Source organism: Nostoc sp. CHAB 5715 (assembly GCF_020829685.1).
Classification (GTDB): Bacteria; Cyanobacteriota; Cyanobacteriia; order Cyanobacteriales; family Nostocaceae; genus Nostoc.
Map to the genome: position 1 here is coordinate 1 of NZ_JAIVFR010000869.1, position 3,229 is coordinate 3,229.

A 3,229-nucleotide genomic window follows, 5' to 3' on the forward strand; every position below is an offset into this window, starting at 1 on the left:
GGCTATAACCTGGAACCGGGGCTGATTAAATTAATGAATGCTTCTGGTGGTAAGGCGCAAAAGTTAGCTGTGGGAGAAGCTGTCAAATCTTTGCAACAAGTACCATCATTGCTGATTTGGCACAAGAGGTTGCAGGAGACGAGATTCAACTAAGTGGAATCCTAAAACCGGGTACTGATCCCCATGTTTACGAACCAGTACCAGCAGACAGCAGAGTTTTGGAAGAAGCCGACTTGATTTTGTATAACGGCTATAACCTGGAACCGGGGCTGATTAAATTAATGAATGCTTCTGGTGGTAAGGCGCAAAAGTTAGCTGTGGGAGAAGCTGTCAAATCTTTGCAGTTGGATAAAGGCAAAGGAGAAGTTGTGCCAGATCCGCACGTTTGGGGTAGTGCAGAAAGTGCGATCGCAATGACGAATGCAATCCGGGATGCTTTGATTAAGGAATCACCTGAAGATAGAGAAAAATTTACTCAAAAGGCATCGCAACTTACTAATGAATTAAAACAATTGCATAGTTGGATTAATCAACAGATTCAAACTATCCCCGCACCTCGGCGCAAACTAGTGACAACCCATGATGCATTCCACTATTATTGGCGTGCTTATGGGATTGCGATCGCAGGTACTTTAATTGGCATTAGTACCGAAGAACAACCAAGCGCTCAAACAGTCCAGCGTTTGGTATAGTCAATTAAAAAAATCGGCGTTTCTGCAATTTTTGCTGAGACTACAATTAACCCGGCTTTAATTAAAACTGTTGCCCAAGAAGCAGGAGTGAAATTAGCACCAAATCAACTCTATTCTGATTCAATTGGCGCTAAGGGAAGTCCAGGAGATTCTTACATTAAAATGATGGAGGTAAATACCCGTACAATTGTAGAAGCATTGGGGGGTAAATATACCCCATTTCAACTACAGAAGTAAATTCATCAAAGTAAATATCTAACCTAAGACGTGTTATTTTCAAAGTCTCTCCAGAGAAAGAACTCTTTGTATCTTCGATTTTTTACAATATTATTAGTAAAGCTAGATTTTCCCTACCTGAAAAAGCCATGACTGAGAATAATCAAGAAAATCAAATTAATCAACCAGTAAGTGAGGATACACATTTACGCCAAGAACCGAACGTCAATGAAAGAAACTTAACAGCGAATCCAGGAGATAAAATCGCTGATGAGTCTCAATCTGTTGAAGAAAAGGCTCAACAAGTAGCTGTGAATGATGTACCAGATATTACAGGCGACAAAATCACAGTCCCGACTTATTTTGTTGTAGATGAACCCGATGGCACAAAGAAAGCACTCCACCACGTTAAAGATGCTGAAGAGATTTCTGACGTAATTCGGGAAGCACGAGTTGACGAAAATGGAAATCGAATTTGGTGGTAGCCCTTCATTGAAGAAACACGGGGACACAGGGATAGGGAGAGTTGTTTCTTTGCGTCCCCGTATCTGTTTTCTTTGATCAAGTTAGTCTATTAATGACGCAATCAAATATCTGGAAATTTCCCCAGGATAGACGGTAATGGCAAATGTCGCAACTACCAAAAAGTTGGCATATTCGAGTACGCCAGAAATTAAAAATCAAATTTTAGAACTTGTTAAAGGCGCAATGTAGAGCCGTTAAAGACCAAAGTAGAATTTTATAAAAATGAATTAGTTTCGGTTAGTTAAAACTCAACGAGAAGCAACACAACGGCCAAGTTATACTATTGCTGTTCGCAGACGTTGAATTAACAAATTTTTTAATGGTATGCCGCCACTACAACGACAAGTTAGTTCTACCGACAGTTACCACTACCTGCTATTCTTGCCCAATGGGGTACATGCAGACAGAGGCGATGTCTACGACGGGCTACGCCTACGCACCCAAACACAACAGCCACTTTTACCAACAATCCTGTTTTTACATGGTGCGGGTCAGAAGGCTGTAGGTTAAAGATATTTTTCTCTGCATTGGAATACACTCTAAATTAAATCAGAATCTATAGTTGTATTAGCATTTATTTCGCTTTGAATTTTTGCAACTTCGTTTCCTATTTCTTCTAGTGAAAACTCGGTTTTTTTTGTCCGTAGCCTAAGCCTTTGATATGCTTCATCTAGTGGATAATGCATTACTTGTATTTTTCCATCTGAACCACTGAGTCCATTGATTTTATCAATAATTGACACCGTTTCCAACTCAGCTTCTAACTGCTCAATCGTGGGCAAATTACCTTGCAAAGCCTCCGGTAAAGTATCTTTTAGCTGATACGCCGAAACACCAATTGGCTTATGCATATCCCGCAGAGAGTATTCAGCAATTACCTTATTTTTGCTTTTGCACAAAATCATCCCAATTGTAGGCTGATCGTCTGGGTGTCTCAATAAATCATCTACCGCACTAACGTAGAAATTCATTTTTCCAGAAAACTCTGGCTTGAATTGTTCAATTTTCAGGTCAATCACCACATAACAGCGTAAACGCAAATGGTAAAACAATAAATCAATATAAAAATCTTCACCGCCAACTTCAAGATGGTATTGACTACCTACAAAAGCAAAACCAACTCCTAACTCTACTAAAAAATCGCGGATATGGTTGATTAAAGCACGTTCCAAATCGCGTTCTTGAAAATCTTCCCCTAAATTGAGAAAATCAAAAGTGTAGGGATCTTTCAACAATTGCTGTGCTAATTCTGATTGTGGTTGAGGCAGAGTGCGGTTAAAGTTGGTGGTTGCTTTACCCTGACGGTGATACAGCTTACTTTCAATCTGGTGAACTAAAACATTCCGACTCCATCCATGTTGGATAGTCTGTTGTACATACCATAAGCGTTCTGTTTGGTCTTTAACAGTATCCAATATACGGACATTATGACCCCAGGGAATTTGTCCAACAAGTTGTTGGACAATTTGCTCGTCTGGGTAAGCCTCAGCGAATGCTCTCATGTACATAAGATTAGTACGTGAAAAGCCCTTCATCTCTGGAAAAGCTTTCTGCAAGTCAGCCGCAAGACGATTGATAACTTTTGCTCCCCAACCTTGCTGCTGTTGGCGATTCAGAATATCTCGCCCAATTTGCCAGTAGAGCAATATTAATTCTTTATTGACTGCAACTGCCGCCCGTAATAAATTCTCTGGCCAAGCGATAGAGATATGCCCTAAACTCGCCGTAGGGTTTTCTGGCGGGTTGGCAAGCATCGCCTGGAGTTTATCAGCATGAGCAGTCGTTGGCTTGTGGTA

3 protein-coding genes and 1 pseudogene are annotated in these 3,229 nt (G+C 40.6%); 3 read left to right on the forward strand and 1 reads right to left on the reverse strand.

Annotation, left to right across the window (positions count from 1 at the left end):
* Window positions 1–83: 83 nt before the first annotated feature.
* The 3 genes and pseudogenes from LC574_RS32810 to LC574_RS32820 all read left to right on the forward strand — a co-directional run.
* Window positions 84–929, forward strand: a pseudogene (locus LC574_RS32810) (metal ABC transporter solute-binding protein, Zn/Mn family); the annotation flags it as partial.
* 128 nt (window positions 930–1,057) lie between these two features.
* Window positions 1,058–1,393, forward strand: coding sequence for a hypothetical protein (locus LC574_RS32815; RefSeq protein WP_229457764.1), 336 nt, complete (start codon window positions 1,058–1,060; stop codon window positions 1,391–1,393).
* Window positions 1,394–1,757: 364 nt separating this feature from the next.
* On the forward strand, window positions 1,758–1,943 hold the full coding sequence (locus LC574_RS32820; protein WP_229457765.1) for a hypothetical protein: 186 nt from the start codon (window positions 1,758–1,760) through the stop codon (window positions 1,941–1,943).
* Between the two features lie 29 nt (window positions 1,944–1,972).
* Here LC574_RS32820 and LC574_RS39370 read toward each other — a convergent pair whose 3' ends face one another.
* Window positions 1,973–3,187, reverse strand: a complete 1,215-nt coding sequence (locus tag LC574_RS39370; RefSeq protein WP_368736764.1) for a PDDEXK nuclease domain-containing protein — start codon at window positions 3,185–3,187, stop codon at window positions 1,973–1,975.
* Window positions 3,188–3,229 lie beyond the last annotated feature (42 nt).